At 43.8% G+C, this 25,434-nt stretch carries 21 protein-coding genes; 13 read left to right on the forward strand and 8 right to left on the reverse strand.

The window, feature by feature from the left end; translation table 11 throughout:
* Positions 1-20 precede the first annotated feature (20 nt).
* Positions 21-275 carry a helix-turn-helix domain-containing protein gene (locus DI53_RS13230; RefSeq protein ID WP_206538035.1) on the reverse strand — a complete coding sequence of 85 codons (255 nt, stop codon included), beginning with the start codon at positions 273-275 and terminating at the stop codon, positions 21-23.
* A 915-nt stretch (positions 276-1,190) separates the two neighbouring features.
* On the opposite strand from DI53_RS13230, the gene DI53_RS13235 reads away from it, so the two are divergent.
* The 3 genes from DI53_RS13235 to DI53_RS13245 all read left to right on the forward strand — a co-directional run bounded on the left by DI53_RS13235 (position 1,191) and on the right by DI53_RS13245 (position 7,345).
* Positions 1,191-2,759 (forward strand): TlpA disulfide reductase family protein, encoded by a 1,569-nt coding sequence (locus DI53_RS13235; RefSeq protein WP_037500361.1) that lies wholly within the window; start codon positions 1,191-1,193, stop codon positions 2,757-2,759.
* Positions 2,746-5,922 (forward strand): SusC/RagA family TonB-linked outer membrane protein, encoded by a 3,177-nt coding sequence (locus tag DI53_RS13240; protein ID WP_037500364.1) that lies wholly within the window; start codon positions 2,746-2,748, stop codon positions 5,920-5,922. The genes DI53_RS13235 and DI53_RS13240 overlap by 14 nt, the downstream gene beginning before the upstream one ends.
* 91 nt (positions 5,923-6,013) lie before the next feature.
* Positions 6,014-7,345 (forward strand): RagB/SusD family nutrient uptake outer membrane protein, encoded by a 1,332-nt coding sequence (locus DI53_RS13245; protein WP_037500367.1) that lies wholly within the window; start codon positions 6,014-6,016, stop codon positions 7,343-7,345.
* Positions 7,346-7,384: 39 nt separating this feature from the next.
* On the opposite strand, the gene DI53_RS13250 is transcribed toward DI53_RS13245, so the two are convergent.
* Positions 7,385-7,732 (reverse strand): hypothetical protein, encoded by a 348-nt coding sequence (locus tag DI53_RS13250; RefSeq protein ID WP_037500370.1) that lies wholly within the window; start codon positions 7,730-7,732, stop codon positions 7,385-7,387.
* Between the two features lie 369 nt (positions 7,733-8,101).
* Between DI53_RS13250 and DI53_RS13255 the strand changes: the two genes are divergently transcribed.
* Entirely contained in the window at positions 8,102-8,614 is a 513-nt protein-coding gene (locus tag DI53_RS13255; protein WP_037500415.1) for a DinB family protein, read from the forward strand.
* Here the strand turns inward: DI53_RS13255 and DI53_RS13260 are convergent.
* Positions 8,611-9,534, reverse strand: a complete 924-nt coding sequence (locus DI53_RS13260) for an AraC family transcriptional regulator (protein WP_157836782.1) — start codon at positions 9,532-9,534, stop codon at positions 8,611-8,613. The genes DI53_RS13255 and DI53_RS13260 overlap by 4 nt on opposite strands.
* A gap of 575 nt (positions 9,535-10,109) precedes the next feature.
* Between DI53_RS13260 and DI53_RS13265 the strand changes: the two genes are divergently transcribed.
* The 3 genes from DI53_RS13265 (at position 10,110) to DI53_RS13275 (ending at position 13,039) form a co-directional block, all read left to right on the forward strand.
* Positions 10,110-11,255, forward strand: coding sequence for a hypothetical protein (locus DI53_RS13265; protein ID WP_037500375.1), 1,146 nt, complete (start codon positions 10,110-10,112; stop codon positions 11,253-11,255).
* Between the two features lie 171 nt (positions 11,256-11,426).
* Positions 11,427-11,729 carry a hypothetical protein gene (locus DI53_RS13270; protein ID WP_131555276.1) on the forward strand — a complete coding sequence of 101 codons (303 nt, stop codon included), beginning with the start codon at positions 11,427-11,429 and terminating at the stop codon, positions 11,727-11,729.
* 2 nt (positions 11,730-11,731) lie between these two features.
* Positions 11,732-13,039 (forward strand): DUF5690 family protein, encoded by a 1,308-nt coding sequence (locus tag DI53_RS13275; protein WP_052072401.1) that lies wholly within the window; start codon positions 11,732-11,734, stop codon positions 13,037-13,039.
* Positions 13,040-13,272: 233 nt separating this feature from the next.
* Here DI53_RS13275 and DI53_RS13280 read toward each other — a convergent pair whose 3' ends face one another.
* The gene (locus tag DI53_RS13280) at positions 13,273-14,433 is read right to left on the reverse strand and encodes a TIGR03364 family FAD-dependent oxidoreductase (RefSeq protein ID WP_037500380.1); all 1,161 of its coding nucleotides are present in this window, start codon (positions 14,431-14,433) and stop codon (positions 13,273-13,275) included.
* Positions 14,434-14,441: 8 nt separating this feature from the next.
* A complete protein-coding gene (locus tag DI53_RS13285; RefSeq protein ID WP_037500383.1) occupies positions 14,442-15,134 on the reverse strand; it encodes a phosphonatase-like hydrolase in 693 nt (230 codons plus the stop codon).
* Positions 15,135-15,505: 371 nt separating this feature from the next.
* Between DI53_RS13285 and DI53_RS13290 the strand changes: the two genes are divergently transcribed.
* The 5 genes from DI53_RS13290 (at position 15,506) to DI53_RS13310 (ending at position 21,560) form a co-directional block, all read left to right on the forward strand.
* Positions 15,506-15,778, forward strand: a complete 273-nt coding sequence (locus DI53_RS13290) for a hypothetical protein (RefSeq protein ID WP_037500386.1) — start codon at positions 15,506-15,508, stop codon at positions 15,776-15,778.
* A gap of 280 nt (positions 15,779-16,058) precedes the next feature.
* Positions 16,059-17,003, forward strand: coding sequence for a homoserine O-acetyltransferase MetA (gene metA / locus DI53_RS13295; protein WP_037500389.1), 945 nt, complete (start codon positions 16,059-16,061; stop codon positions 17,001-17,003).
* Between the two features lie 206 nt (positions 17,004-17,209).
* A complete protein-coding gene (locus tag DI53_RS13300; protein WP_241462426.1) occupies positions 17,210-19,930 on the forward strand; it encodes an outer membrane beta-barrel protein in 2,721 nt (906 codons plus the stop codon).
* Between the two features lie 7 nt (positions 19,931-19,937).
* Positions 19,938-20,729, forward strand: a complete 792-nt coding sequence (locus DI53_RS13305; RefSeq protein ID WP_037500394.1) for a GLPGLI family protein — start codon at positions 19,938-19,940, stop codon at positions 20,727-20,729.
* A gap of 186 nt (positions 20,730-20,915) precedes the next feature.
* Positions 20,916-21,560 carry a hypothetical protein gene (locus DI53_RS13310; protein ID WP_052072402.1) on the forward strand — a complete coding sequence of 215 codons (645 nt, stop codon included), beginning with the start codon at positions 20,916-20,918 and terminating at the stop codon, positions 21,558-21,560.
* 48 nt (positions 21,561-21,608) lie between these two features.
* On the opposite strand, the gene DI53_RS13315 is transcribed toward DI53_RS13310, so the two are convergent.
* Both DI53_RS13315 and DI53_RS13320 read right to left on the reverse strand, forming a co-directional pair.
* Positions 21,609-22,730, reverse strand: coding sequence for a Gfo/Idh/MocA family protein (locus DI53_RS13315; RefSeq protein WP_037500422.1), 1,122 nt, complete (start codon positions 22,728-22,730; stop codon positions 21,609-21,611).
* Positions 22,731-22,857: 127 nt separating this feature from the next.
* Positions 22,858-23,064 carry a hypothetical protein gene (locus DI53_RS13320; protein WP_037500397.1) on the reverse strand — a complete coding sequence of 69 codons (207 nt, stop codon included), beginning with the start codon at positions 23,062-23,064 and terminating at the stop codon, positions 22,858-22,860.
* Positions 23,065-23,889: 825 nt separating this feature from the next.
* On the opposite strand from DI53_RS13320, the gene DI53_RS13325 reads away from it, so the two are divergent.
* Positions 23,890-24,957, forward strand: coding sequence for an AI-2E family transporter (locus tag DI53_RS13325; protein WP_052072403.1), 1,068 nt, complete (start codon positions 23,890-23,892; stop codon positions 24,955-24,957).
* 39 nt (positions 24,958-24,996) lie between these two features.
* Here DI53_RS13325 and DI53_RS13330 read toward each other — a convergent pair whose 3' ends face one another.
* Positions 24,997-25,254: a hypothetical protein gene (locus tag DI53_RS13330; protein WP_037500401.1), complete on the reverse strand. Its 258-nt coding sequence runs from the start codon at positions 25,252-25,254 to the stop codon at positions 24,997-24,999.
* Between the last annotated feature and the right edge of the window lie 180 nt (positions 25,255-25,434).

Below are 25,434 nucleotides of genomic sequence, written 5' to 3' on the forward strand. Positions count from 1 at the left end.
TAAATAAATGTGTTGGACGTTTACCTCCTCGTCAATTCCTCCACATCTACGTCCAAAGCATTGGCTAGCTCCAGCAATGTAGAAAACATAAAATCTTCCTTCGCATTTTCAATATCACTAATTTTTGACCTGTCGATCTTAGATGTTCTCTTAGCCAGTTGCTCTTGGCTCAGCTTTAATTCAGTTCGAGCTTTTTTTAGATTATTGCCTATTCTAGAATAGATCTCCGCGTATTTTTTCTCCATTGCAGAAAAATATTGTGGTTTTATTGCCACATATCGATTTTATTATTATCTTTGTTTCAGTTACATAAGCGACCAATAGAGTAGGGGCGTAAAGTCTCCACTTTAACGATGTCACTCATAAACGAAAACCGTCAATTTTCCCTATGAGTCGATCGTGAGCTCGCTGTCTATTGGATTTTTGTATCTTCGTACACTAGTTCAGTAGGGCGAGTCTCATGTTAGTCTTTGGGGAGCCACAGCTTCGGTTGTGGTGGTTCTTGACGGTACCACGTTCAAAGCATTGAGGCTCGCCCTATTGGTTTTCCACCAATACCGCCATCCTTTTCAGCTTTCCGAGTACACATCGTTTTATGATCATATATATAGCGTAAGATTATAATACTAAACATGATGACCACAGGAACAAGACATGCGCACTTGGTCACGGAATATTCCGAGGCCCACTACCCAAAATCTATGTATAAGAACGTGAAGTGCCCGCCGAACTGATCGGTAGAACAATAAAAACAGGCAATAGGAAAGGGAAGGCTCCATACGCTTTGCGATAGCGCTGCGTATTCGATATTCTACAAAATACCCTCGAGCAAGCTTCCGCTATGACGATTGTCTGTCTCCGGCCGCCTTCATAAACTTCAACAACAAGAATATGTTCATGTCGATAGGTCAATAAAAGCAAACGGTTTATTATTTCTTCAGCATAAATCTAACAGTTTTTTTATTGATCGGCAAGAGTTGAGCAAACATTTCCAATACACTTGATATAGGGAGGCGCCGGTTTTTGTTTTTTATCCTTCCGAAGAAGCTGCAGTATAAACCGTTATAACCCTTATGAACTCCGCTTTTTTACAATGACTTCGGAATTTTTATTTATCTGCATGCTATCAGGTTGATCAGCGTGGGCTATAGCCTCATGCCCTCACCATAGCATGTTTAAACTTCCTAATCATGAAAACAATGTTTAACCTATTACTGGGCATGCGTCCTGCCGCGCCTGAGCGGCGCCGATCCGCCGGTGTGAACAAGTCGCTTCTCTACCAGCGTGAAAACCGTTTTACGCAGAAGAAACCATACAACATGCCCTATGAAGCCAATGATGTGGCTCCATCAAGCGGTACCGCAGCACGTTTAAACCCTATCAGCTTCAATCTACTTGTGAAACAAGCGAGCAGACAGACAGTCTCCAATCAAAGAATTTGCCGTGCGGAGAATAGCAAGGACCATAGTTTTTTCCTGCCCATCGGGCTGTTTTTCGTTTCGTTGTTTTGTAGCCTATTGGCTGCTGTCGCCCAAGAGCCCCGCGATCGTGGGGCCGATGGGTTTCCGGGAAACGGCGGGCTACGCATTGGCGATGAGATTCCGGAGGAGTTCTGGAACCTGAGCTTAGCGATGTTAGATCCCGGCCAAAAGCTCACGACGCGATCCATGCGTGACTATGCCGGGAGTGACTTGCTAGTACTTGATTTTTGGAGTACCTGGTGTGGCAGCTGCATCAGTTCGATGAAGCATGGCGAAGCCCTGCGTAATACCTATGGCGATCGCCTTAATCTGTTGCTAGTAACTACGCAAACAGCCAATGAGGTCGTTAGCTTCTCCAAAAAAAATGATATCGTGGCCAATACATCCCTACCACTGGTGATCAATGACGAGGCGCTGCGTATGTTCTTTCGGCATAAAACTCTGCCGCATATGGTGTTTATCCGTAATAACAAAGTGCTGCATATAGGCGGCAGCGAATCGATGAATGACGCGCTGTTTGCCACTGCGCTGCAAGGGAAGACGCCTGAGGTCAACTATTACAAAGATGATTATGCCTTTAACGAACCGCTGATCGGGCTGGACAATATAGCGGCAAATGGCCCGAAGCGCTACAATTTGCTGAGCGGTTATCGGCAAGATTCGGCGCCGGTAGAAGGACTGCTTGCCGACTCTGCGCAAGGCACAAAACGCTTATATTACTACAATCAACCCCTCCTGACGTTGATGATGCGCGCCATGCAATTGGATGATATTCCGCTAAACCGCATTGTCTTTGAAAATACAGATTATACGCTGGAACGCATCGCTTACCATAGGCTCATAGGCAATAAGCTGCAATGGCTGGCCAAACACAGCTTCTGCTATGAAAGCGTGGCGCCGCTAGACGCTGATGAGCCTCTACTATGGGAAAGTATGGCGGATGGGATAAAGCAGCTATTGGGCATTAGCTTTGCACTCGAAGAACGCCGTATACCCGTTTTGCGCTTGCAGCCCGGCGGCAAGCTGACTGCGGCAGCGGCGGAAGAACGAAGCCCAATGTACCATGTCTTTGATACCTACAACCGGCTTCCTTCATCGCTGCCACTTATCGACCCAGACTCCTTAATAAATGGGCTATACTACCCAAAACAAAACACTGCCGAGCTAAGCACAAAACAGCTGTTAACGCTGCTAGAAGAGGCAGGGCTGCGCGTAGTACCGGCCGAGGATGTGATGCAGGTATTGGTTATAAAAGGGAGGGATCATGGTACGCTGTAGTCTGTGGATCATCGTCTGGCTTGGGCTGTGCCTACCGCTAGGGGTTCAAGCACAAACTAGCTTGACGTTAATCGTGCGTGATAGCGCAACGCAGGAAACCGTGGCGGACTATAGTTTCACGGTAAACGGGCGCTGGCTAAAGCCTGAGAATGGACGCTATAACCTTGCGGCTTTTAAAAAACCTTATCACCTACGAGTCACCCACATCGGCTATGCCCCCTATGCGCGTAGCTTTGATACGTTGCCCGCGCAGTTGTTGGTGCTTTTGCTGAAAGGCGAAAACGTATTGGATGAGGTGGAGGTAAACACCGGCTACCAAAGCATCAGCCGGGAGCGCCTAACAGGTTCGGTAGAAGTGGTGGGAAAAGAAGTGCTGGAGCGATCGCCAAGTTCTAATATTCTAAACCGGCTGGAAGATATGACGACGGCGGTAGCCTTCGACCGTCGCACCTATAATTACAACTTTCCACACAGTACAGATGAGAATATCAGCGTTCGGGGCATCAGCACGATCGAAAGCGCACAGGCACCGCTGATTATTTTAGACAACTTCCCTTATGAAGGTAGTATAGAAAACATCAACCCCAACGATGTGGAGAGCATTTCGATCTTGAAAGATGCGGCGGCCTCCTCCATTTGGGGTGCACGGGCGGGCAACGGCGTTATCGTCGTTACGACAAAGAAAGGAAGTGTCCGCGAGGTTCCCCGCATCAGCCTGAGCAGCAACTTCTCCGTAGAAGCAAAGCCAGATCTTTTTCGACTCCAGCAAACCGGGAGCAGCGAATTTATCGATATGGAGATGTATCTGTTTCAACAGGGCTTTTACAATGCCCAGATCAATAATTTGCGGCGGCCGGTGCTTTCGCCTGTGGTTGAGTTGCTGCGGCTGAACAGGGACGGGCTATTGCCCGAAGATGCTATGCGTGCCCAAATTGATCGCTACCGCGATATCGATATCCGGCAAGACTACATGGATTATTTTTACCGTAATTCTGTCGATCGGCGCTATGCGCTCAACATCAGTGGCGGCACCGAGCGCAGTGGCTATTACCTTTCTGCAGGCTTTGATCAGCAAGATCATACGCTGCGCTACAATGGTACGGAGCGAATCACGCTCAACAGCTCATACAATATCTCCTTAGGCAAAAGGGTTGATGTGCAGAGTAAAATCATGTTTAGCAGGCTGCGCAACGAACGATCTAATTTTGGGTACGACCCCATGCAACCCATCTACCCCTATGCGCAATTGCTGGAAAATGGGGAGGCTTTAGCTGTAAACCACGGCTACAGTGCCCGCTATTTAGATGGCTTGGAAGGGCGGGGCTTGCTGGACTGGCGTTACCGGCCCTATGACGAACTGCGGGGCAGCGAAAACTGGACTTTGGCGAATGACCTGCTCATTAACCTGGGCGCCACGGTAAAGATTTTGCCCGGACTCAGCTTCAGTACAAGTGGTCAACTGGGCTATAATAACGGAAAGGGAAATCAGTTGTCTGATCTGGACAGCTACTTGGCGCGAAATCTGATCAACCGCTACACTTCGGGCACCCAAGGTAGTTACCGGTATGGCGTGCCCATGGGAGGAATTCTCGCACAAACCTTTAGCGACAGCCGAAGCCTCTCGCTGCGTAATCAACTGGATTACCAGAAGCGATTTGCAAAAAAACACAACATTAGCATGCTGGTCGGTGCCGAAGTGCGGGAATCTACCCAAACGGGTAATGGGAACCGACTATTTGGTTATAACCCGAAAAATCTCACCTTTATACCTGTTGATTTACTTTCGAACTTTCCCACATATGAAAACGTAGGTGGATCGGTTTCCATTGGCACCACTGGTTTTTACACACAGTCGTTTACGAATCGCTTCGTATCGCTGTATGGAAATATGGCCTATACCTATGCAGATCGGTATGACCTGTATCTCAGTGCCCGGCGAGATGCATCAAATATATTTGGTGTCGAAACCAATAACAAGTGGACGCCTCTATGGTCCATAGGCGGCGCATGGAGCCTGCATAAGGAAAGTTTTTTTAACAATGAACTATTTAGCACGCTCAAGCTTCGCATTTCATATGGCCACAGCGGCAATGTGAACAATACCGTGCCGGCGCTCAGCACTGTGCAGTATGGGGCTGCTGTTTCCGGATATGGACGCTTGCGGTTTGCAACCCTTGTCAATCCGCCCAACCCGTCGTTACGCTGGGAAAATGTGCAAACGACCAACCTAGGGCTGGACTTTGCACTATTGAAAAGCCGCCTGAAAGGCTCCATCGATCTGTATCAAAAAAAATCGGTGGACTTAATAGGTAGCACACCGATGGATCCGACAACGGGCATTACGCAGATGAATATGAACAGTGCAGATCTGATGGGGCGGGGGATGGATTTTACGTTGACAAGTCAGAATCTGCAAGGTGCCCTCCAATGGTCCAGCACATTGATGCTTAGCTATAATAAAGTGATGGTAACACGGTATATGGTCGAGCGGAATCCAGTGATGTCTGCGATACAGAATGTTGCTCCCATAGAAGGCTACCCGGCGTATGCAGTTTTCAGTTATCCGTGGGGCGGGCTAAACCCCGAAACGGGTAACCCAATAGGCTTTTTGAATGGAGAGGCTAGCGAGGATTATCGGAATATCATTAACAATTCGACTATTGATGACCTGATTTTGCATGGCAACGCACGCCCACTATGGTTTGGCTCACTCCGCAATGACCTGCGTTACAAAAATATCTCGCTGTCGATGAATATTGGGTTTCGATTTCAATACTTCTTTAGGCGTGCTGGCTTGGAGCAGGGCGGTCTAGGAACGTGGAGACCTATACATGCCGACTGGTCTACACGTTGGCAGGCTTCCGGGGATGAACAGTATACGAACGTCCCATCCTTTATCTACCCAACGAATTCGTTTAGAGATAACTTTTATAACGGTGCGGAGGTAAATGTGCAACGTGGAGATGTGCTGCGCTTGAACGATGTGCGCGTGGCGTACCGATGGGGGAAATCGCGCTTTTTTCAAAACATAGAGTGTTTTGCCTTGGTCTCCAATGTGGGGATATTATGGAGAGCAAATGATATAGGGATAGACCCGGCGACGCCGCGAAATGAAATTGGCCTACCCCGCACGGTTTCGATTGGATTTACTATGGGTTTGTAATACAGCATAATATTATACTAGTGCCGCACAATACCAAACATGATATGAACATCTATACAAGCTGTTTTAACAGCCTTAAAAATATATACATATGAATAATATACGAACTTATCTCGCGCTACTAGGGCTCCTTTCGAGTTGTAGCAATTACTTGGATGTGAAACCTGACGCCAGTTTGGCAACCATTGACCGAGCTTCGGAACTATATGCCTTAATGGATAATGAGTTTGTGATGCATCAGCAGATTATAACTGGAGAGGATTTGGCAGATAACTACTATGTGCTGGATCAAACCTGGAACGCCTCAACCTCAGAAATGGTGCGAAATAAATACATTTACAGCACTACGGAAAACGACGAGGTTGGCTGGTCGGGCATATACACGGAAGTTTATTATGCGAATGTTGTATTGGAAAGGGTGGAAGAACTTCGTGAAAATTTAACCCCAACTGAATATAATGAGATCAAAGGAACTGCCTTGTTTTACCGGAGCCTAGCTTTTTTTGAAGCCTTAACGCTATTTGCCATGCCCTATCGGGTGGGTGGAAATGAGGATGCGTTAGGCGTTCCCTTACGCACCACGGCTGATGTAAATATCTCATTTCCACGAGCGACAGTAGGGGCATCCTACCGCAAGATTTTTGAAGATTTAGCTATGTCTGTCGATCTGTTGCCATCGACCACCGCTGTGCAGTCCCGACCATCGAAACGCGCGGCCAGGGGGCTGCAGGCTAGGGTAGCCTTTGATATTGGCGATTATGAAAGGGCATTTGCGTTTTCTCAACTTGTATTACAGGAGGAAAGTACGTTGTTAGATTTTGCGACGATAGATCATACGGCGGCGCTCCCCTTTGATAGGTATAATATTGAAGTGATTCACTACACCTATCGATTTAGCGATTTTCTTGCACCCCAGCGTTCTATCGTAGACTCTGTGCTTTACACGTCTTACACCGATGCGGATTACCGAAAGCGCTGCTATTTTCAATTTAATGCAGATGCGGATGTGGTTTTTAAGGGAAGCTTCACTCAAGCAAATAACTCACAATTCACAGGACTAAGCACGAGCGAAATATATCTTACCTGCATAGAGTCTGCGCTACGAACAAACCGGGAGGAAGCAAGTCGGGAATGGCTGAATCCCTATTTGCGGATGCGGTATATGCCTACAGGCATCCCAAACACGGCAGTTTCCGCTACGGAGCTTTTGTCGCTTGTACAAAGCGAGCGTAGAAAGGAATTGATCTATAGAAACCGCCGATGGAGCGATATTCGCAGGCGTAATTTGGATGGGGAAAATATTGTGCTGCAACGTAGGCTCAATGGGCAGCTTTACAGCCTGGAGCCTAATAGCTCGGGCTATGCGTTACCTATACCGTTGGAGGCCATTAGGTATAGTGGAATTGAACAGAATCTGCGGTAAATAGGAAGGGCCCCGTATGGGCCCTCCGCTTAATAGCACCTAATTTTGTAGCTTAACGCTTTCAGAAGGTTCTCGAGTTTGTATGGTGCTTAAAATGTGATTAACCAAGGGGCTGCTTAGTACGGGTCTGTCGTTGCCATCGTTTGCTGCTGCTATCGAACACAGTTCGGTACCACCTTCACATGGCGGCTGCTCATCCGCTAGCTGGTAGTTATCAGGGTTTTCTATTTCTCCCAAGCTTTGGTCTGCACCCGTATAAATAAACCAATTTTGTGTTTGCGATTCGCTTGCTGCCACCTCTAACGCTTTCACTGCGAAAAATACACCAAATACTAAGATACTGAAAAGTATGCTGGCCCGTAGCCAGCTTGTTTTTATTGTTGCCATAAACTAAATATGCACTTTTAGGTCAGTGCGAACTTAAGTTACCATTCTTGTTTAATATCCAGCGATGTGTTACATCGCACAGCGCATTAGCTGCTAACCCACTGTTTGGTTAACCCATTGTCCGGCGCGCGGCGCCGGAATAACGCAAATTTCTTACGATACCTTTTCATGCTATTCCTGTTTTCGTTTTCATAGGGCTGGATGAATCTGTTGACTCAATGGCCTTTACAAAATTAGGAAGGTAGCAGGCTGTATTGCTGATTAGATTGGAAGCTGGGTAATGATAGTTTGGAAAGAAGTTTTCGCGCGGATAGTGCGATATGCAAACAAAGCGTGGACAGCATTGTTTTTGTCTTAAAACATATGGCTATGATGGAATATAAAACAGCAGAGGCTTTTGAAGAGGTGAGCGATGCTTTTGTCGACATTATTAAAAACTTGGATGAAGAGGTTTTAAACACAAAGCCTGCCGATGGCGGCTGGTCTCCAGGGCAAATAGGCGATCATATCCGGAAATCGTATGCCTCTGTAGATACGATGAACGGCAACAGCCGCGAAACCGAGCGGGAGCCTGATGCCCGTATTCCTGAAATCAAATCTACCTTCCTAAATTTCGATATAAAGATGGAATCGCCCGAGGGCGTGCTCCCTACGGAGAAAAGAATAGACAAGGAGAAACTTCTCGGTGCGCTAGAGCTCCGGATTCGGCAAAGTATTGATGTGATTGATAACCATGATCTAACACATACTTGCACCGATTACGAAATTCCGGAATACGGCGCCTTTACACGGTTGGAGTGGTTGTGGTTTAATATCTACCATACGCAGCGCCATTTAAAGCAGCTGCAAGATACCGTCAAGGCTTTGCGAAAAGCAGATTAGTTACACTTTCTAAGGCGCCGCGCGCGGTAGTTGCTGGGAGTTTCTTGCATATGTTTTTTGAAGAAATGATGAAAAGCCTCCATAGAGCTGTAACCGCAACTATAGGCACATTCCTTTACCGTATAACCATCGGAAAGTAGTGCTTTGCTTTTTTCTAACAAGAGCTGTTCCTTTAGCTTTTGTCCGCTCTGTCCGTAGTAGGTACGTAGCAATTGATGAATGTATCGGCCGCTTAATCCTAATTCTTTTGCGAGTCGAGTGATGCGTACTTGTTGCCCTTCTTCATTTACATAGTGCCGCAAAAGGGTATAGGCTTCTTTAGCCAAACGTTTTTCATGTTGTTGCGTGCCTCGCGCTGCGGAGATCGCTTCATGGGCAAACTGAATCAGCTCGATCACTTTACCCAGGATGTACTGATCGTTGCCGAGACGACGGGAATGCAGCGAACTACATAGTCGGGTAATAAGATCCTCACTACGCTTATCAATGCGGTAGGGGGATGTTGCTTCAGCGGCTGTAGCTTGTGTGCGGTAGGCATGGACTAAAGGCCTTATAAAAGCATAGGGGTGATCACTCTCTTTTCGGAAAAGTGTAGCGCGAAAGGCAAAAATAAATAGCTGGCTTTGCCCAGATCCAAGGTATACGCTGAAATCACCTTTCGGAAGATACAAGAAGCACGCTTCCCCGACAGATAGGATGCCAGGATCGGGTAGGATGGCAGGAAACAGACTGATGGGCTCATCTGCCGTCAGCAGATACAGCGCATGTAGATCGGGACGTGTTATTGCAATTGATAAGGATAATGGAGATCGAATGTTGGTTTCAAGCAGCTGTAAGTAAGCATGCTGTCCATCAAACTCTTGCAAGATGGCTTGCTGATTATTAGTTCCTAACCAAAAGCTAGTCTTTGCATGTTTCATACGTATAGTCGGTTTAAACGGTTCCCGTTGCTTAATATATGGCACTTCCTTGAAGTGTATTGAGAGTACATGATAAAAGCTTTTTTCCATAAGCAGATTTGCTAAATAAATGGATAGGGTATAGTTCTTTGGCGCCAAGTATAGCAACCATTATAAATTCATGCAATTATGGTAAGCTCGTTCTATAGCTGTTTTATCATTAGCTATGTGCAGGCTATTCCGCTCTTAACTAGATTCAAGCCCTATTAGTCCTCATTAACGTATCTATAAAAGACTCGCTTTTTTCTCAGTTCTACGAAGATGTTTTGTCAAAAGATGGCTAATATGGTAAGTTTGATCCATAGTAGGCTCTTAAAAAATGATTGATATGCAGTTTCTTTACAGTTTATGGAACCGCTTAATATTTTTGTATTCTTTTGGTGGTAGTCGATAGATGTTCTTGGGTGTTTGTTTTTTTTATGAACTTGTTTAGATTCTTTGTCGTTATTCGTTATTTTGTATATATTAGGCAGGTAGAGTATTGAATAAAATCGCTAAGATTTTAAGTGTTAACCAAGTATTGCACGGATTATTTTATGAAGTTCAGTTATGTTTTTTTGTTAGCTTTCTTATTGGCATTGTTGATCAACCTAACCGCTTCCGCAGGCACCTTGGCGCAACCGCTTCGAAGCTTTCGATTTTGGCTGGCTACCGTGCTCACTACGGGTGCACTCACCGGGTACGCACTCTGGATTTCTTATATCAGAATCCATTTCTCACCTCACTCGAACGGTAAATTTACACGTTTTAAAAAATGGAATGCCTCTCCCCTTTATTTCTTATTCGCCCTCACACCTATATACGTCGTGCATCTCACGATGATCGCTATAATAGGCGAGGCACTCGATATTGTCCAAGACATAGTTTTGCACTATCTGCTGTATTATATGCCTACCATTGTAGTGGTTACTGTTTTCTATGCATTTACACTTTTGCACCGACATAAGCTTGGTCTCCTTTACCATGTGCCTCTACTTAAGGGCGAAAATAGCAGTACCTCAGAGCATAGGGTCGAAAATTTTGCTTCAAAACAACAGCGTATGAATATGCAAGCAGAACGTGTTGCCGATTTGTTGCCGCGACCTTTGGAACAACGGCCAGTAGATACCTATCCGGATCAAGGACCTGCCACAGTTGAGCAAGGGCTTCATAAATTGGTTGATTTGGAAGAGATGCAGGAATCACAAGTGCTACCTTTCGACAAAACAGACCGCTCGCGTTTCGACAACGAAAGCTATCCCCAAAATCTCTACTATTACCTTATCGAAAAGGGAGGGGCCAAGCTATCTATGCTCGGCGCTGCACCACGATTTCTAGACATCGTCTTTATTAATTCTGCCTCTAGGTGGCGATATGTGATTTTGCGAAATGGCGAGAAGCTTCAAGCTGATGCTGTGCTCGGTCAACTTAAAAAGCGGGAGCTGGACAAGTGGATGCTTAAAATTTCGGCCAATATTTATGTAAATATGCTACTGGTTATTTATCCGTTGAATAAAAAAGCAAACCAACTGGAACTCCAACCGGACATAGTAGCCGCTTTGCTTGAAAAGTACAGCTTAGTAGACCAAAGAAAACTACTAAAGATAGGCCGAGGCATGCCTAAAGACATTTTGGAGAAGTTTTTAGTAAATGTCCGAACGATGGACCACAAAGGATGGAATGATTTTATTCCATTAACTTGATCCCCTCACCGCCGTATAGACTTTCGATAGGTGAAAATAGGAAGTTGTGGATCCTTCCAAACAAATGATCCATTACCAAATTTAAGGATATGTTTTTAATGATTTATTAACATAGGAAGCAGCATTTATTAATATACATTGTTTAGTATTGTTAAACTTTTGATGACAATCATGATTGACGATACACATTTAATAAGCAAAGGGGTGAACCGACGCGCTAATAACTTAGGATGGGTTGCTAAGCGTCTATTTGGAAAGACGTTTACACGGCTTGTGAATGATGGCGAAAGATTTGTGAATGAGGTGCTATCATCAGAATATTTGCATTTAATAGTATCAAACGATAATATTGTCGTAGAAAAGGGAGAAGGAAAGCGCTATCGTCGAAACATCACGAGGAGGGAAATTTGGAATAGGGCTTTTGGGATTTCGAAGATTGCATGTAAGCATGCGCTTAAGAACATGGTAAGCTAACAATGAAAAATTCCAGTTCACGGAAAATCGAATTAAGTCGCGCACCATATGTGCTGCAGATGCTATTGCTAGCCTTTGCCGCCTTTGGTTGCTATACAAGCATGTATGCCTATAGAAAGGCTTTTACTGCAGCGATGTTTGCCGAGCTTCCCTTACTGGGAGTAGACTACAAAGTTTGGCTTGTGGTTGCGCAAGTACTTGGCTATATGCTTAGTAAGTTCTACGGTATCAAATTTGTCGCTGAGCTGGGCAATCGAAGACGAGGGTTTAAGCTGCTTATGCTGATTGGCCTGGCTTGGATGGCCTTGCTAGGCTTTGCTATTACACCTGCACCTTACAATATCCTGTTCATGTTTATCAATGGCTTGCCGCTTGGAATGATTTGGGGAATTGTTTTTTCCTACCTGGAAGGTCGACGCGCAACAGAGTTCCTTGCCGCCGTCATGAGCGTCAGCTTAGTGTTTGCTTCCGGCTTCGTGAAGTCTTTAGCTCGCTTTGTCATGGAGCAGCTACATGTAACTGAAACTTGGATGCCTTTCGTAATGGGCTTTTTATTTGCGTTGCCGCTCATGCTCTTCACTATTATTTTAGAGCGCGTTCCAGCACCCGATGCGGAAGATATAGCTTTGCGGACAGAGCGGAAGCCTATGACGCATAACGAGCGGATCAGCTTTCTAAAGAATTTTTGGCCGGGGTTGCTGGTGGTTGTGTTTGTTTACCTCTTGTTTACCATCCTTCGTGATGTTCGAGATAATTTCGAGGTGGAGATATGGGCAGATGTAGGCGTGACGGATGGTGGTATCTATTTTAGAACCGATACCTTAATAGCTTTACTCGTACTAGCCCTGATGAGCTTGATGATTTGCGTGAAAGGCAATGTGCGGGCATTTTCCTACATACATATGACGCTGTTTTTTGGCTGTGCGCTTGCTGCCGGAGTTACCTATTGCTTTCAAAAGCAACTGGTGGATAGCGTCACTTGGATGCTGTTGACGGGCTTAGGCTTGTATATGGTTTATATTCCGTTTAACGCCATATTTTTTGAACGTTTTTTGGCGACGTTCAAAGTAAAGGGCAATATCGGCTTTTTGATGTATGTTGCAGACTCAGTAGGCTACTTAGGCAGCGTGTTTGTGTTGCTTATTCGCGAGCTTGGTCTATTTCAGGCAAGCTGGGGCATTTTTTTTCAAACGATGATTTTGCTTGGCGCCGGGGCGGGGGCCGTTGGGGTGCTACTGTCTGCTATCTATTTCAGGAGAAAGCGTCTACATGGTACTACCGAATTGTCTCGAGTGGAACTAGCAAAATGATCCGGCAGGAGATATAGATACTGCAGTGACGGTTCCAATTTGGTGGGAAGTTTGGATTTGTTGCAGGAAAAAAAAGGGATTGCGAGGAGGGTAGAAGAAGCTATACAACGCCATAAAAGGAGTTGCAGTTTAACCTCTGTCATGCCCCCGCATTGGCGCGCAGTCTGCATTGCTGTGATCATGCCGCGCGCCCACTAGGTTAGCGCGTAAATAGAAAAACGTCTGCGCAACCTTTACCCATGAATTAACTTTTCAATACTGTATTCAGCATAGCCGGCACTTGCTGTCATGCCTTTCCCACCGATACCTGTACGTATGTGTATCCGGCTATCAATATCATGTTCTACAATATGGTTTTTATGCTGTGCATAAAAACCTGCCCAAGTGCTAGCGATCTGCTGTGCGGAAATCGGGAGAATACGATTTGCCTCTTTAATCATCAACGCATTAATAGCAGAATTAACGCCATATCCTAACTCTTCCAACCTGTTTCCTGCAGCATATTCATGCGAGTCACCAATAATAATACTGCCATCCACCGCTTGCTTGAAAAGGATGTGGATACCCCATTTTTTAAGTTCCTCGTAATGTGAAGGGGTTTCCATTTCTCGGAAGGACGGCGCATAGGCTTCGAAGCTTTCATAGCGTCTTATGGTTAATCCGGTCAAAATATTGCCCGGCAGCCGAACCTGAGACATTGGTTGCGTTTTGAGCATCTGCAATTTGCTTATCTCCAGTCCGCTATCATTGAATAAATCGCGATATAGCAATTTAAACTCATAACCGTTACAGATCACGACTTTGTTAGCCTCGAAACGCTTGTTATTTGTACATGCTACAACGGCAGATTGCTGTGTAGTTTCGCAATGCAACGCTGTATGATTATAATGCAGGGTGTATGTTGGAAATTTCTGTTTCAGGTACTGATGCAGACGTTGTATCATCAAATCAGGCTCCACGCTGAGTTCTTGCGGGAACACGAGCGCTTCTTTCACATAGTCTGCCCGTAAATCTGGAAACCTCGCCAATACTTGCTCTTTACTCCATAGTTGATGATCGTAACCAACGTGCGCGTAATGCTGTGCAAGTTCGTGCATAACTTGTAGCTCCTGCTCGTCCGAGGCGATATAATAACTACCGTTATTCCGTACTGAAATATCGAAATCGCGCTGAATACTGTTGTAGATTTCTAAACCCCGAACGCCATAGCCAAACCAACGATCGGCCATGCCCGAAGGAACCACTTGACCGAAATTGCGTACCGTAGATCCCACCGGAAAATTGTCTTTCTCTAATTGCAAGACGTTAAGGCCGCGCTGAAGAGCATGATATGCATGAAAGGTGCCTAAGATGCCGCCGCCAATCACGATAAGGTCGTATTTTTCGTTTGCCATAATAGTTGTTAGTCTAATAGCGGTAAGATGCTCATCAAATTGTCAACGATGAATGTTGGATTTGCGGATTGTAATTGTTCCTTTGTATGCGCGCCCGTGGTGATGCCTATGCTTAAGCGACAGCCGGCATTTTGCCCTTCGGCAATATCAATTTTAGAATCACCAACTTTGGCTACCTGCTCTCCCGATGGGATATTATATAGCTGCATGGCATGGAGAATCATGTCAGGATGCGGGCGGTTTCTGGGCACATCATCAGCAGTGACAAGCGCATCAATATCAACACCTACTTTCCAACCCAACTTATTGATTAATTTTTCCGCTGTTCGTCTATTATAACCCGTGTTCAATACCACGCGGACACCTTTGTTTCTGAGCGCCGTGAAAAACTCAGGCGCATTTTTTTGTGGAGTGATCAACGCATTGTCGTACTTTTCCTCCAATAGTGCTAGGAATAAATCGAAAATCTCAGTGATGCGGTCCTCGTCAGGATGTTGCTCGATCGTGCCGATGATACTTTCAATCGCCTGCTTTTTCTCTTTACCAGCTCCGTATGTTAGCACGTGCTCCAGCGAAAAATTGTATCCGAATTGATTAATGGCTTGATGCAAAGTTTTATAAACTATATTATCTTCGTCTATTGTTGTGCCTGCCATATCGCAAACCACCATTTGTATGCTATTGCTTTCTGTTGTTTCCATCGTATGTTTTTATAGTAGCGCAAATATAAACAATGTTTAGTATTTATAAATTACAGATTGTCCTTGGATTGTCGCAAACCTGCATATTTCCTAGCTAAAGCGCCAATTAAGTTATGAAGATGATAATATTTAATAATTTGTTTACAATAACTAAATATAGTGTTAGTTCTCTGTCTTTATATGATGCTAATCTACGTACAGCAGATGCGACCTCCAAAAACCGAAAATCAAAAAGATTCCCGAGTTTAAGAAAGATTAAAGGCTTTTAAATTGTTTAAAATTCGGATAGGGTTAATTCATCTTTTTTGTACCTAATTGAACTATGGTGACCATTTTACTGTTCTTTTGAAGATAAACCAAAAAAGCGAAACATGGAAAAGAAATCACAAGTAGTATACACAGATACAGGTAAAGAAATATTATTCCATTATGAGATCGCTGAAAAGGATACGGACAGCTTCGTTATCACCAGCATTGATAAAGAGGGGGAGCATATTCCGGATATCCGGGTGGAACGTCCGGCAGAAGCCGAACATCCAACCTTCACTTCCACCGATGAAGAACGTCCGATGTCGATAGTGGATGAAGACAGCCCGATCATGAAATTCTGCCGCCTGGTGCTGGCAGATGAATTAGAGGACTAGTATAAAAGATCAGGTGTGCATTCCGCTTGACTGGATCTCTCGATTCAGCTGGCGAATGCGCACCTTGTTATTCCACGAAACGGACAAATGTTGAATGCAAACAATTTTCTTAGACAGGTGCGAACCCCATCGCTAAAAGCCAGATCGCCACTTTCACAATGTAAATAAGGTCATATAAGTTTGATTTTTTTTGTAATGCCTTTATAATGTCAGGTTTGTATGGTAACATTTGGTATATTCTTTTTAGATTTGCCTAAATCTACTAGAAAGAGAAGAAGATATGCCTGTCAAGATACCTAGCAATTTACCGGCCATAGAGCTTTTAAAGGAAGAAAATATATTTGTGATGACGGATCTCCGTGCCAATGCGCAAGATATTAGAGCAATGCGTATGTTGATTCTGAACCTGATGCCTTTGAAGATTTCTACGGAGACAGATTTTGTACGCTTGTTATCCAACACGCCGCTACAGGTGGAGGTGGAATTCTTACGCTTAGACACCCATACGCCTAAAAATACACCGCAGGAACATTTAGAAATGTTTTATAAAGGTTTTAGTGAGATCGAGAATAATTACTATGACGGTATGATTATTACCGGCGCGCCGGTAGAGATGATGAAATTTGAAGAAGTGAGTTATTGGGCGGAAATTACCCGGATTTTCGACTGGGCGAAAAGCCACGTAACATCTACTTTGTACATCTGCTGGGCTGCACAAGCTGCCTTATACCATTTTCATGCTGTAGAAAAAGTGCCTCTACGAGAAAAGCTTTTCGGTGTTTTTAAGCATAACGCCACGGAAAAGAAAAACCCGCTATTCCGCGGTTTTGATGATGAATTTTACATTCCACATAGCCGGCATACGACGATTTTAAAAGAAGATCTAAAGGGTAAGGATGCGGTTAGTATACTATCGGAATCCGAAGAAGCGGGTGTGGCTATCGTGTCAACACGGGGTGGTCGTGAATTTTATCTGACTGGACATTCTGAATATGCGCCTCTTACATTGCACGAGGAATATCAGCGCGATGTGGAGAAGGGGCTCGAAATTGATGTTCCGCACAATTACTACGCGCAGGACAATCCACAGAATCCGCCCGTCGTGCGTTGGACGGGACACGCCAACCTGTTATTCAATAACTGGCTAAATTATTTCGTCTATCAAGAAACACCTTTTGATCTAAAAGAGGTGGCGCAATTAGACGAAATCAAAAATAACGGCTAGATACGTTTAACCATATAAAACACATTCGCTAGATTAATATCTGGCGAATTTTGTTTTATAGGGACATTGCTTATGCAGTTATGTGCTGTTTAAGCGGACGCTCTACTATTTTTTATCTTTTTTTGTAAACCTGTAACATTCTCTCTATTTCATCGACATATACCCGTAAATAGTGTGTATTATAAAATAATTGAATGTTTAACCTTATGAAGAGACATCTTGTCTTTTTGCTCTTGAGCGTGCTTAGTTTTTCGCTCCATGCGCAAAGCAAGCTATCGGGAAAAGTGACCGATGCGATTGACAACCAAAAACTAACTAACGCGACGCTGATGCTAATTACGGCAAAGGACTCGATCCTCGTTGATTTTACGTATTCGGACGAAGCCGGATCATTTTCGATGGCTCAACCAGATACAGGCACCTATCTGCTGATCGCGAGCTACCCTAAATACGGCGATTTCTATACGGAGATTGTCCCTAAAACAGCCTATCAAAATCTTTCCATAGGCCTAACCAGCACAGCTCAATTGCTGGAGGAAGTTGTCGTAACTGGGCGCATCCCAATCAAAATCAATGGCGACACAACGGAATATGACGCCGGAAGCTTTACGGTGGAGAAAAATGCAAAGGTGGAAGATTTGTTAAAGGTATTGCCCGGTATCACGGTGGACGCCGCTGGAAATATTACCGCGCAAGGAAAAACAGTGAAGCGGGTGTTGGTCGATGGCGAAGAATTTTTTGGTGACGACCCCACGCTGGTTACCCGCAATCTGCGTTCGGATATGGTAGATAAAGTGCAGGTATACGAGAAGAAGTCTGAACAGGCTGAACGGACCGGTGTAGACGATGGCCAGCGCGAGCAAACCATCAATGTGAAACTGAAAGAGGATGCCAAAAATGGATTGTTTGGAAAAGCCTTGCTAGGCGGTGGAACCGACGAATTCTACATGGGGCAATTAATGATCAACAAGTTCAAAGGCAGCCAAAAAATATCTGCCTATAGTCTTTTTGGTAATAACGCAACGACAAGCTTGGGCCGGGAAGACGCGGAAAAATTTGGTGGCGACAGTGGGGTTACCTACGGTGATGATGGGAGCACTTGGTTTACCAATGTGCAAGATCCTTTCTCTGGGCAAGGTGTTGTCGGTGTTCCGAATGCAATCAACACGGGTGTTACCTATTCCGATCGTTTTAATGAGGATAAGCATAAAGTAAATCTAAATTATAAATACGGGCGTATCAGCAGTGATGGTCGGGAAGAGACTATCATGAGCGGTATCATCAATAACAACATGTCTAAGAATGTTGATACGGAGAACGACCAGCACCGAGTAAATTTGAAATATGATCTGAACTTGGATTCCCTAAATAGCTTAACGATAGCCGGAAATGCAACAAAGAAAAATCTATGGACGGTTAACGATCTGCAATCCCAACAGCTGGATGCGAATATGCAACCCGTTATTACCAATAACAGTAGGGAAATGACTGAGGCAGATGTGAGCTCATTCCGAATCAACGCCTTATATACGCATAAATTTATGAAGAAGGGGCGGTCCTTTACGTTTAACGGGCAAGTGAGCCGTGATGAAAATGACGGGGGCGGTACACTGTTTAGCCGTGTGGAAAATAGTTTCACCAATACGGATTCTATAACAGATCAAGTGAAAAACAGATTACAAACATCGCAAAATCAGCGCGCGTCCTTAACGTATACAGAGCCTCTTTCAAAAGTATTGAACTTGTCCCTTGGCGGCGGTATCGAACGTAATAAAAATTCTTCTTTAGTACAGTCTTTCAATAAATCGGCCAGCGGGGAGTATAACGAGCTCGATGAACGCTTCAGTAACGATTACGAATTTGACCGTTTGAGTAGCAATTATAAAGTAGCATTAAATTACACGACTGATAAATTTCGTGCTAACTTGAGCAACAGCTTGAACAACGACAAGCTAAACCAATTTAATAATAACACCCAGGATGAACTGTCGAGAACGTTTTTCACCTATAATCCGTCGTTAAACGGAAGCTATTCCTTTACGAAGAGCAAAGTATTATGGTTTAATTACAATGGACGAAATCAGTTGCCTTCATTAAGCCAGATTCAACCGATTTTGGACAACAGCGATCCTTTAAATCAATATATTGGTAATGAGGCGTTGAAGCCGTCGTTCAGCAACTCGTTCAATGCTGGTTACAATTCCTTCAAACTCCTCACAGGAAGTTATATTTACCTTGGTGGTAACGTTGTGTTACAAAAAGACCCGATTTCACAAAACATTAATATCGATAGAGGTGTCAATTTCTACGAATGGAACAATATCGAGGGCGAGACTAACGTCAATGCTAACGCCTGGGCCGGACACTATTTTAAGATCGATAAAGATTTAGGATTAGGAAACTCACCGCAACTTTCGTTCAATTGGAACAAAAATTACAACTTTTTCAATGGCGATTTAAATCAGGTGAACACAACGAATTTTAATTTTACTTACAACATTATTCGGGATACAAAAACAGGTTTAAATTTCAATGTGAGCTTAAGTCCGCAATACCGATTGATGAAGTCGAGCCTGCAAACGGATATTAATAGTAATGGTTTCGTCTTCGGGTCTGATGGTAGTGTGGAATATTTTTTCACTAAAACGTTGAAAGTATACGCTAATTATAATTACACATATGAAGCCCCTACACAGGCTTTCGATCAGAAATTTGAACAGTTTCTTATTCACCCGGGCGTAAGCAAGAAGTTTTTGAAAAACGAATCGTTAGTCGTGGACTTTATGATCAACGATGTGCTTAACCAAAACCGCGGCTTCAGCCGGTCGGCCGTAAATTCGGTATTTACACAACGAAGATTTGATACCATCCGCCGCTACTACATGCTCAAGGTATCTTGGGATTTCGCAAAAATGTTTGTTAACTAGATCTATTATGAAAATTAAACTATATATTTCCTTTTGTATTGCCGTGTTTGCCATGCATACTGCACAGGCGCAATACAGCATGTTTTCGAAGTCGGGGACCATTACCTACGACAAGACCATGTACATGAAAAACATTGTAACGAAGCAATTCATCGATAAGGCAGATGACCGTTCGCGCAGTCAATTTCAAAACATGCTGCCTAGGATTCCCCAACAAGTTGTCCTTAAAAAGACGCTTAAATTTAATGATACGGAGACCCTTTTCGAGCCCCAGAAAGTAGACCTCGATCAAATGACGCAGCAGCTGATCATGATGTTTGCGTTGGATTTTGACGCGGTAACGCTATCCAATTTGAAAACGAAAGAATACAAGCGGTATAACGACTTGATGGGCGAAAAGGTAATTATCCAAGACACCGTAAAGAAGGTGAAGTGGCGGATTACCAATGAATATAGAGAAATAGCAGGCTATTCCTGCAGGCGTGCCAACGGGATAACGCCAGATTCAGTTTACGTTGTGGCGTATTACAACACCGAGATGCCCGTAAGTGGCGGCCCAGAATCCATTAGCGGTTTGCCAGGCATTATTTTAGGATTAGTTGTGCCTAGCCAACACGTTTCGTATTTCGCAAGTAAGGTAGAGTTAAGTGCCAACGTGCCACTAGATAAGAAAGTGTTTGACTCCAAAAAGGTGAAGGTGATGACCAGACAACAAATGATTGATCAGTTTTCGAGCACCTTGAAAAGTTGGTTAAATAAAGAAACGGTAGATTACATCATGAAACTAGGGACGCTTTAAAAGTAATATTTTACTGTGTTTGTTTTTGATGAACAAAGTGAAATGAAGTTCAATATGCACCATTCGAGAAATTGAATGGTGCATTTTTTATGATTTTTTTAAACCTTTGAGGTATATTGTCTATCAAATCTCGTAAAGAAAATAGGTAATATCCCAGTTTACACGAACACAAACTCATCGATCATTATGAAAAAGATCATTCTCCTCAGTATCTTTCTTCTGCATGCCTTCAGCATGTTTGCTCAGTTGGCAGCCATACAACGCGATATTTTTGGCGATTTAGATTATCAATCTAGAGACGGCAACTATCAATCGAGCTTCAAAAAGAATGTGTTCGACGATCTCACTTTTACCGACAGTAGAAACAACAAAGTAACGTTAGAGAAAAAATACCTCAATGCCACTTATCCAGGCATACTGGGAAATGAGAAAAGGAAGCGAGAGCTTTTTTATCAGTTAATACAGGAAAATCGGCGCGGGGAAGGTTACGTCGCTAAATACAGCATCGATATTTTTAACAAATTAATTATCGAGGATAATGAAGGGTATAAGCTTGAAAAGGGGAAAGACATCTTTGGTCATGAGCAGATCGCAGAGCAAATGGATGGCGTTAAAACCAGCTTCAATAAAACCATTAATGGTACATTGGAATACAGCTCTGGAAAAGATAAAGCATCGTTGAAGAAAGATATCTTTGATAAATATCTGTATAGCGATAGTTTCGGCAATGAGTTGCAATTTAATGAAAAGACCTGGCGCACGCTAACGCGACGATATGAAACCGACGAAGACGCGTTTATGTCCTTGATCGATCAATTCTTCTATCGGTAGTCGCCTGAAAGTTAATAAACCAAGCCTGAAGACTGATTGTGTTGCCCTTTAGCCCAGATCTAATGTTTGACGTTTACCTGTTTTGCACGACGCGTAAATAGCTTCAATAATTTTCAGATCCTGCACACCCACTATGCCGTCTACCGGTAAATGCGGCTTCGTGCCATCCAAGATGATCGATGCCATCGCATCCATTTGCGTAGTTTGATGAATGGTGTGCGGCTTTCCAATATCTCCTTTGTGCGTGCGCCCTTTGATGGGGCCGTATCCTGTCGAGGGCCACATTTCAGCAAAACCCTTATCACCGCTCAGAAAAAATCGATCTAAATGGTTGATGTTGTAGGAGGAAAGGCATGATGCTACCGCGCCACTTGGGAAGCCCATTTCGAATTGAATCGTTTCATCTACACCTTCTTTAAATTTCACGGGATCTGTTTTGGTTTCCTGCGCAGACACCCAGATCGGGTCTTCGCCTATCATGTAGCGTGCTCCATTAATAGCATAGATGCCTATATCCATCATCGATCCACCGCCAGCCAGCGCTTTGTTCAATCGCCATTGTGATGGGTCGCCCGCGACAAAGCCCGTCTGTCCCTGAAAGAATTTTATTTTCCCCATTTCACCCGTTTCACGTAACCGAACGACTTCCAGCGTATTAGGCTCAAACCGCATTCTATAGCCAATCAAAAGCTTCACATTAGCTTTTGCACAGGCATCAACCATTTCCTGTCCTTCCTTAGCCGAGATGGCTAATGGCTTTTCACAGATAGCATGCTTCCCGGCTGCTGCTACGCGAATTACTTGGTCATGGTGCAAGGCATTGGGCGTGATTACGTACACGGCATCTATCTCCGGATTATCTTTGATCTTGTCGAAGTTGTCGTAGTTATATCGAGATGTTTCAGGCACCTTATATTTATCTCCCCACTCCTTGAGTTTAGAAGGGGTTCCACTTATTAAGCCTGTTATTTTAGCGCGCTTACAAGACTGCATTGCCTCAGCTACCCGTTGGGCGTAACCACCTAAACCCATCAATGCTACGCGGAGCACAGGCCCGTCTTTTTGTTCCAAATATTGTAGCGCGGGTGCAGCAGAAACACTGGATAACATAGGCAGTACCGTTGCCGATAGGGCAAACTTTTGAATGAAATCTCGTCTTGAAGCGTTCATATGTTTTTTCATTACAGGAATACAATCAGCCGATACAATATGGAATGCTGCTATTCCTTTTTGGTCAATTATGAAAAAAGGCAGCACGCGCTGGCGCTGCTACCTTTTGTTTATCTACTGGTACCTATTATAGTACACTTGGGTTGTGATCACGGATTGGATCATCATGCCGTCTTGAAGAATCTGTAGCAGGTTCTGGCGTAGGTGGAATATAATCAATTCCTTTTTCGTCTTTATCGTGCTTTTGATCTTCCTTCTTTTGTTCGTTAGACTTGTCCTTCTCTTTGTCAGAATAGATGGTTTTGTCGTCTATGTTCTTTCCTTGATTGTTCATAGTCTTGAATTTTAATGTGTTATTAGTACTTCTATCTATTGAACAACTTGTAGGAACATTCCGTTTTTTTTATTTTCAGGTTTTTTCTAGCTAGGCAAATCCGTCATTCGACTTAAATTTCGCTGCACTCTTTATAAATAAAAAAAACGCTCACTACTGTTTTTGTAGAGCGGGGAGAATTAACTTTGTATGGTTGATCAACTAGAATAAATTCCAAAATGCTTCAGCTGCAAAGGAATTCATTTTGATATTCTTTTTACTTAAATTAGAGACATGATCGTTTTGCATATACTATATGGCCTTATTGTAGGCATCAATGTAATCCAGTTTTATCTATTCGTAAAGAAAAGATTGCGGAGGAAATTGTTGAGTCAATTACAAAAAAACCAGTGATATGTTTTACAGGAATATTGACTCTTAGTAAAAATGATAGATAATCCCTGCTTCAACCGCTGAAGTGGGGATTTCTTTTAAGCTTAGCTATCGACTTCAATACGTTATTGTGTATAGCAATTGAACAGTTCCATCTCATGATGATATGCTAAAGCGCGGACGCTCTGGAAACGCGTGGAAGTGGAGCGATTCGAGTTATGACCTATGTCGTCAGCGATGTCATAATCAGGAATCACGAAACGATATAAAAAACGGAACCCTCCACAACCGGGCGGCGTGAAGGGTTACCAAACCAATTATTAACCTATCCACACCCGTGCAATATGCGTGCCAAAAGGGTTGTTTTTTTCGATTATTTCGCTATATAAACTTTTTTAGTGGATCATTGTTAATGGTAGACACACATTAAACGCTCAATTAACACTATTTAATTTGAACACATACGAAAACCCAGATTCCCCGAAAAATGGTTTCACGACCAAAGTTTGGACTGCTGTCGCCATTGCGGCATCCGTCATTGTTGTACTGCTTCTTCTTTGGAAGGCGGTAAACGTGCTATTCTTGATTCTAGCAGGCGCGATACTATCTGTTTATTTCCACGGATTGGCCGGGTTGCTTAGAAGACGCTTATCAGTTCCCAAAAAGTTTTCCCTATCACTATCTGTAGGAATCACTGTACTATTTTTAGGAGGGCTGTTTGCTTTGGTAGGCGCGAGAATTGCTGAGGAAGCAACCTCATTTGCCGAACAGCTTCCGAAGTTTATAGATGATGCATCCGCTTATGTGCAGCAGAATAAAGAGGTGAAATCGATTTTCGAGGAAGTCAAGTCTAGCCAAACCATGGAAAAAGTCACACCCTACCTGACAAAATTCTTTAACAGCTCCTTTGGATTTCTGGGTGATATTTACGTCGTTATCTTTATTGGAGTCTTCTTTACCGCAAGTCCTGTACAGTATAAAAAAGGAATGGTTAAGCTATTGCCTGCCGGCGCTAGGAGGGAGGGAAGCGAGATCATCGAGCTGATCAGTGGGAATTTAAAAGCCTGGTTAAAGGGGATGCTGTTCTCTATGTTGGTAGTTTTCGTGTTAACGGCTATTGGACTGGTATGCCTTGGTGTCAATCTCTGGTTAATATTGGCTATTATAGCAGGACTTCTAAGCTTCATTCCTAATTTCGGCCCCGTTATCGCAATCATTCCTGCAGCGCTAGTCGCCCTCTCGCAATCGCCAGAAACCGCACTATGGGTGATTCTACTTTATTGCTTGGTGCAACTTATAGAAAGTAGTTTCGTTATGCCTCTCGTGCAGCAAAAGCTCATTGAGACACCTCCAGCATTGCTAATCATCACACAAGTATTTATGGGTGTATGGTTAGGCGGTTGGGGTGTTGTTTTGGCAACGCCGATATTAGTTATTGTTATGGTGATGGTTGAAAATCTCTACATCAAAAAGCAAGATCGGAAAGAAAAGAATGAGCAGGATAGCTTACATGTGGGGTAGGAGAAGCTTTGATAAAAGTACTACCGGGTATCAGGGTACTTATATCCGGTAGCGTAAGCTAATACAATTCCAAATGGCTCTTGCGAAATGTTGTTCCGTTGCAATGCCCTCCACCTGCCAGGTTCCCAGATCGTCTTTGCGTAGTGTTTTCGGCATGCCGTCTAACAGGATCTTGATCTCCTTTGTTTCTTTCGTTATTTCGGTCTTTAGGAGCCTGACGATAAAATCGTTATTCTCTAGGTGTATACGAAAACGTAGACCGCGATATGGGTCGTCTACCAAAGTCTGGAATTCCATAATGTTGTTATAAGAAGTATATGTTGCAATTACTGTTGAAATTATTTTCCGGTAGCATCCTATTCACTCCATCCACGTACTTATCATCTTGATCCGGCATATGTAGGACAATCCATCCGCATATTCGTTTTGCGACATCGCAAAAAAAAGCTGCCGTTACGGCAGCTCTGTGTTACGGGG

The sequence above is a fragment of the Sphingobacterium deserti genome, assembly GCF_000757725.1.
Taxonomy (GTDB): Bacteria; Bacteroidota; Bacteroidia; order Sphingobacteriales; family Sphingobacteriaceae; genus Sphingobacterium; species Sphingobacterium deserti.

What these genes read in the sequence shown, in the direction of transcription:
- DI53_RS13235 (WP_037500361.1), top strand. Translation starts at nt 1,191, where the DNA reads ATGAAAACAATGTTTAACCTATTACTGGGCATGCGTCCTGCCGCGCCT.
- DI53_RS13240 (WP_037500364.1), top strand. Translation starts at nt 2,746, where the DNA reads ATGGTACGCTGTAGTCTGTGGATCATCGTCTGGCTTGGGCTGTGCCTA.
- DI53_RS13245 (WP_037500367.1), top strand. Translation starts at nt 6,014, where the DNA reads ATGAATAATATACGAACTTATCTCGCGCTACTAGGGCTCCTTTCGAGT.
- DI53_RS13250 (WP_037500370.1), bottom strand. Translation starts at nt 7,732, where the DNA reads ATGGCAACAATAAAAACAAGCTGGCTACGGGCCAGCATACTTTTCAGT.
- DI53_RS13255 (WP_037500415.1), top strand. Translation starts at nt 8,102, where the DNA reads ATGATGGAATATAAAACAGCAGAGGCTTTTGAAGAGGTGAGCGATGCT.
- DI53_RS13260 (WP_157836782.1), bottom strand. Translation starts at nt 9,534, where the DNA reads ATGAAACATGCAAAGACTAGCTTTTGGTTAGGAACTAATAATCAGCAA.
- DI53_RS13265 (WP_037500375.1), top strand. Translation starts at nt 10,110, where the DNA reads ATGAAGTTCAGTTATGTTTTTTTGTTAGCTTTCTTATTGGCATTGTTG.
- DI53_RS13270 (WP_131555276.1), top strand. Translation starts at nt 11,427, where the DNA reads ATGATTGACGATACACATTTAATAAGCAAAGGGGTGAACCGACGCGCT.
- DI53_RS13275 (WP_052072401.1), top strand. Translation starts at nt 11,732, where the DNA reads ATGAAAAATTCCAGTTCACGGAAAATCGAATTAAGTCGCGCACCATAT.
- DI53_RS13280 (WP_037500380.1), bottom strand. Translation starts at nt 14,433, where the DNA reads ATGGCAAACGAAAAATACGACCTTATCGTGATTGGCGGCGGCATCTTA.
- DI53_RS13285 (WP_037500383.1), bottom strand. Translation starts at nt 15,134, where the DNA reads ATGGAAACAACAGAAAGCAATAGCATACAAATGGTGGTTTGCGATATG.
- DI53_RS13290 (WP_037500386.1), top strand. Translation starts at nt 15,506, where the DNA reads ATGGAAAAGAAATCACAAGTAGTATACACAGATACAGGTAAAGAAATA.
- metA (WP_037500389.1), top strand. Translation starts at nt 16,059, where the DNA reads ATGCCTGTCAAGATACCTAGCAATTTACCGGCCATAGAGCTTTTAAAG.
- DI53_RS13300 (WP_241462426.1), top strand. Translation starts at nt 17,210, where the DNA reads ATGAAGAGACATCTTGTCTTTTTGCTCTTGAGCGTGCTTAGTTTTTCG.
- DI53_RS13305 (WP_037500394.1), top strand. Translation starts at nt 19,938, where the DNA reads ATGAAAATTAAACTATATATTTCCTTTTGTATTGCCGTGTTTGCCATG.
- DI53_RS13310 (WP_052072402.1), top strand. Translation starts at nt 20,916, where the DNA reads ATGAAAAAGATCATTCTCCTCAGTATCTTTCTTCTGCATGCCTTCAGC.
- DI53_RS13315 (WP_037500422.1), bottom strand. Translation starts at nt 22,730, where the DNA reads ATGAACGCTTCAAGACGAGATTTCATTCAAAAGTTTGCCCTATCGGCA.
- DI53_RS13320 (WP_037500397.1), bottom strand. Translation starts at nt 23,064, where the DNA reads ATGAACAATCAAGGAAAGAACATAGACGACAAAACCATCTATTCTGAC.
- DI53_RS13330 (WP_037500401.1), bottom strand. Translation starts at nt 25,254, where the DNA reads ATGGAATTCCAGACTTTGGTAGACGACCCATATCGCGGTCTACGTTTT.